At 77.4% G+C, this 4,460-nt stretch carries 3 protein-coding genes and 1 pseudogene; 3 read left to right on the forward strand and 1 reads right to left on the reverse strand.

The window, feature by feature from the left end:
- Both HMPREF3159_RS08895 and HMPREF3159_RS08900 read left to right on the forward strand, forming a co-directional pair.
- Positions 1-1,867 (forward strand): annotated as a pseudogene (locus HMPREF3159_RS08895) (hypothetical protein); the annotation flags it as partial.
- On the forward strand, positions 1,860-3,512 hold the full coding sequence (locus tag HMPREF3159_RS08900) for a DUF5719 family protein (RefSeq protein WP_070500705.1): 1,653 nt from the start codon (positions 1,860-1,862) through the stop codon (positions 3,510-3,512). The pseudogene HMPREF3159_RS08895 and the gene HMPREF3159_RS08900, both read left to right, overlap by 8 nt.
- Positions 3,513-3,631: 119 nt before the next feature.
- Here HMPREF3159_RS08900 and HMPREF3159_RS08905 read toward each other — a convergent pair whose 3' ends face one another.
- The gene (locus HMPREF3159_RS08905) at positions 3,632-4,087 is read right to left on the reverse strand and encodes a metallopeptidase family protein (RefSeq protein ID WP_070500706.1); all 456 of its coding nucleotides are present in this window, start codon (positions 4,085-4,087) and stop codon (positions 3,632-3,634) included.
- 101 nt (positions 4,088-4,188) lie between these two features.
- Here HMPREF3159_RS08905 and HMPREF3159_RS08910 point away from each other — a divergent pair.
- The coding region (locus tag HMPREF3159_RS08910; protein WP_246821581.1) for a DUF3499 domain-containing protein at positions 4,189-4,460 on the forward strand (272 nt) is incomplete at its 3' end.

Genomic DNA, 4,460 nt, shown 5'->3' on the forward strand with positions numbered 1-4,460 from the left:
GGAGGCCGCCGCCGACCGCTGGGCCGCGGCCTGGTCGACCTGGGTCCCGGGGGGGCTCGGGGACCGCGGGCCCGGCGACCCTCTCGTGCGCCTGCTCGGGCACCTGCCCGGCAGCGGCTCCCTGCTCGTCGAGGTGCTGGTGTTCGCCGCGGTGCCGGCCGCGGCGGTCGCCGCCTGGTGGGCCTCCGGCGCGATCACCCGCGCGGTCGGCGCCCGCCTCGTGCTCGCCTGCGTCTGGGCGCTCGCCCCCTCGCTCCTGACCGCCCTCGCCGTCGGCGCGTGGCCGCTGCTGGCCGTGCACGTGCTGCTGCCGCTGCTGGCCCTCGCGATCGGCCGGGCGATCGGCCTGCCCCACAAGGTCTCCCAGGCCTCCGTCTCCGCGGCCGCCGCAGGCGGTCTGCTGCTGCTGGTGATCGGGGCGGTGCAGCCGGTGCTGGTGCTGCTCGTCGCGCCGGCCCTCGCACTGGTCGCGATCGCCGCGCCCGGTCGGCGCCTGCGCCTGCTGTGGGTGCTGCTGCCCTCGCTCGCGCTCCACGCGCCCTACCTGCCCGCCTACCTCGGCCACCCCCGCACCCTCCTGGCCGTCGCCGGCGTGCCCGCCGCGGCGGGCGAGGCGAGCACCCGGGACCTGCTGGGACTGTGGCCGGTCGCCCCCGACCTCGCCGCGCCGTTCGCCGGGATGCTCGGCGAGGACGCCGCCGGACTCCTGGTGCTGCTTCCCGTCGCGCCGGTGGTGCTCGGCGCCCTGGTCTCCCCGCTGCTGCGCGGTGCGGCCGGCCGCGCGGGTCGGCTGAGCCTGCTCGCCACCGCCGGCTGCGCGCTCGCCGTGCTGGCGGCCCGCTCCACCGGGACCTCCGTCGGCCAGGGACAGGTGCTGACCCCGCCGCTGCACGCCCTGCTCAGCGCGGCCCTGCTCTGCCTCGCCCTCGGCGCCGCGGCGACCTTCGACACCCTCGCCCGCCGCCAGGAGGGCGACTCGCGCCTCCGGCGCCTGCTCACCTCCGTGATCGGTGCCCTCACCGCCGCGGCCTGCCTGCTCACCGTCGTCGGCGGGATGGCGCTGCTTCCCCGCGCGCTGCAGATCGGGCGCGTGGAGGGCGGGGAGGTGCCCGCGGCCGCCGCCGACCAGGGCCGCACCGAGGCCCGCTCCCGGGTGCTGGTGCTGGACCAGGCCGAGGACGGCGCGGTCGCCGCCCGCCTCGTGGTCCACGGCGAGGACACCGTGATCCAGCACTCCGCCCTCGTCGACGCCCGCCACGTCGAGGCGGCGCTGGCCGGCGAGCCCGTCGACGACGATCCCGCCTCCGCCGCACTGCGCGAGGAGGTGGCGGCGATGCTCTCCGGCGGCGCCCAGGAGGGCACGGACCTTGCCCATCCCGCGATCGCCTACGTGGTGGTCCACGGGGACCGCGAGAGCCGGCCCGAGCTGATGAGCACCCTCGACAGCTCCCCTCTGCTCGAGAAGGTCACCGAGGGCTCCGAGGGCGGGACCTGGCGCGTGATCGACGCCCTGCCGCGCGCCGTCGTCACCGGCGGCAAGGAGCCGACCGTCCTGGACAGCGGGGTCGTGGAGGCGCAGGGCGAGATCGCCTCCGCCGAGGAGGAGCGCACCGTCGTGCTCTCGGAGCGGCACGACACGGACTGGCGCGCGAGCCTCGACGGCACCGAGCTCGCCGCGGTCGAGGTCGACGGCTGGGCGCAGGGCTTCACCGTCCCGGCCGGGGCCGGGGGAGAGCTCGAGATCCACCGCCACCAGCCCGCCCGACCGCTCTGGCAGCTGCTGCTGTACGGCGCGACCGCGGCCACCGCGCTGATCGCGATCCCCTGGCGGGTCCGCACCCGCACCGCAGAGGAGATGTATGGCTGAGCACGCTTCCAAGGCGGAGGCCGAGGACCGCACCGGGACCGCCCGCGGGACGGGACCGGTGCGCGCCGCGCACGGTCGGCCCGCACGCCTGCTGCTGGGCATCGCCGCGATCGTCCCGCTGCTGCTGGCCGGCGGGGCGCTCGCCCTCGCCCCGGACCGCGAGCCCTCCGCGGCCGAGCACGTCGCGACCACGGCGAGCCCCGGCCCCCGCAGCCTCGCCTGCCACGGCCCGCTGCAGGTGCCCGACGAGGCGCTGCAGACGGGCGGCGACGCCGCGCTCGCGGTCACCCCGCCCACCCCGTCGGTCTCCCTGCGCACCGTCGCGGCACAGCCCGCGTCCTCCGTCCTGTTCGGCGAGGTGAGCGGATCCAGCACGCAGCAGGACGCCGAGGGCGCCGTGCCCGCCCCCGCGATCACGGCCGCGGACGCCGAGGGCGAGGAGCTGCCCGGCGATACCGCCTCGACGGATCTCGGGCTCGCGGTGCAGACCCTGCGGGACGTGCGCACCGCACCCCAGGTCACGGCGCAGACCTCAGAGGGCGGTCGTCCCGTCGCCGACGCCGTCCAGGGCACCTGGACCGCGTCCGGGGACTTCCGCTCCCTGTCCATGTCCCGCTGCGCGGAGCCGACCACCGAGGCGTCCTTCCTCGGCGTCTCCACGCAGACCGGGGACAGCTCCGTGCTCGTTCTCTCCAACCCCTCCGACCGCCCCGCCACCGCCTCGGTCCAGCTGCGCACCGCCGACGGGCCCGCGGCGATGGAGGGGCGCAGCCAGGTCGTCGTCGCGCCGGGCGACGAGGAGCGGGTGCTGCTGGAGTCCGTGGTGCCGGGGGAGGACGCGGTCGGCGTGGATGTCTCCGTGCTCGGCGTGCCCCTGTCCCTGCACGTGCAGACCACCGAGCGGGACGGGCTGACCCCCGGCGGCGCCGAGATCCTCGATCCGCTGCCCGCCCCCGCGCAGGAGCTGGTCATGCCCGGCGTGGACGTCGCCGGGACCGCTCCCACCCTCGTGCTCTCGAACCGCTCGGGCTCCACCGTCACCGCGGACGTCGAGGTCCTGGGCGCGGACGGCGCCGCCTCAGGGGCATCCCCCGCGCAGATCGAGGTCCCCGCCGGCGCCGTGGTGCCCACCGCCCTCGAGGGCCTCGCCGGCGGCACCTACGCGGTGCAGGTCTCCGCGGACGGGCCGCTCGACGCCGTCACCCGCAGCGCCCGCACCGGGAAGGATCTGCCCGGCGACACCGTCGGCGCGCCGGTGGACTTCACGCTCGTCGCCCCCGCGCCGGCGCTGGGAACCCATGCGGTCAGCGCCCTGCCCGGGCAGGGCGCGACCGGTGCGCTCACCCTCACCGCTGACGAGGACACCGAGGCCCGGGTGATCCCGATCGGCGCCGACGGTGCGGCCGGGGAGCCGATCGCGGTCGATCTCGCCGCAGGCGCGACCAGCACCCTCACCCACGAGCAGCTCCGCCTCGGCGGGGAGGGCGCCGCGGCCCTGTCGATCGTGCCCGAGGTCCCGGGCGCGGTCCACGCGAGCTGGACGCAGCGCCAGTCCGACGGGGCGGGCGGCGTGCTGCTCTCCACGCTGCCGGTCCTGCCCGACGCGGGCGACGTCGACAGCGTCCCGGTCGTCCTCACCGACTGAGAGGCGCTCCCGGTCCCACGACAGCCGCTCCGCGACGGCCCGTCCGCGACCGCCGCGCGGAGCGCTCGTGCTGCCATCACCGTCGCACGGTGCGCGCACCGCGCCGGTCCCGCGGCGGCTCAGAGGTCCCAGGCCTCCGGGTCGACGTCCTCCGGCGCGATCGAGAGCAGCGAGCCGATCTGCTCGGACAGCACCTGCCGCACCAGCATCTCCAGCTCCGTCGAGGTCACGCAGCGCGTCTCCAGCGGCCGGCGGTAGACGATCACGCGCGGCGGGTGCTCCCGGGTGCCCGGCACCGCACGGCCCAGCACCACCTGGGCCTCCTCCCAGGGCGCCGGATCCGCCGACGGCACCTCCTCGACGAGCACCTGCAGGTGCGCGAGACGCCGGGGGAACCGCTCGGTGAGCGCGGCCCCCGCATCGGCGACGAGTTCGTCGAAGCGCTCCCGGCGCGTGCGATGGCCGGGCAGGTGCGGGGGGATGAGGTCCCAGCGCCGGCCGCGGCCGCGGCGGTCGCGGCGACGCGGGCCGAGAGGTCCTCGCGGGGCGGGGGCACGGCCGGGTTCGAGGTCCATGCCGTGCACTGTAGCCCCGCCTCCGCAGTGCCGGACCCCACCCTCCCCTCCCACGGGCGCGCCGCGCCCGCCGGGCCCGCGACCTGCGTACACTGCTGTGCGTGCCAGCTCGTGAATGCTCCCGGACCGCCTGCTCGCAGCCGGCAGTCAGCTCCCTGACCTTCGTGTACCAGGACTCGACCGCGGTGCTCGGCCCGCTCTCCCGCCTCAGCGAGCCCCATGCCTACGACCTCTGCCACGAGCACGCCGCCCGCATGACCCCGCCGCGCGGCTGGGAGCTGCTGCGGGTCGCCGGCGGCGAGGACGTCAGCGACGACCTCGTCGCCCTCGCCGACGCCGTGCGCCGCCCCGTGCTCGACGCCTCCGGCTACTC

The organism is Brachybacterium sp. HMSC06H03 (genome assembly GCF_001807385.1).
GTDB classification, from domain to species: domain Bacteria; phylum Actinomycetota; class Actinomycetes; order Actinomycetales; family Dermabacteraceae; genus Brachybacterium; species Brachybacterium conglomeratum.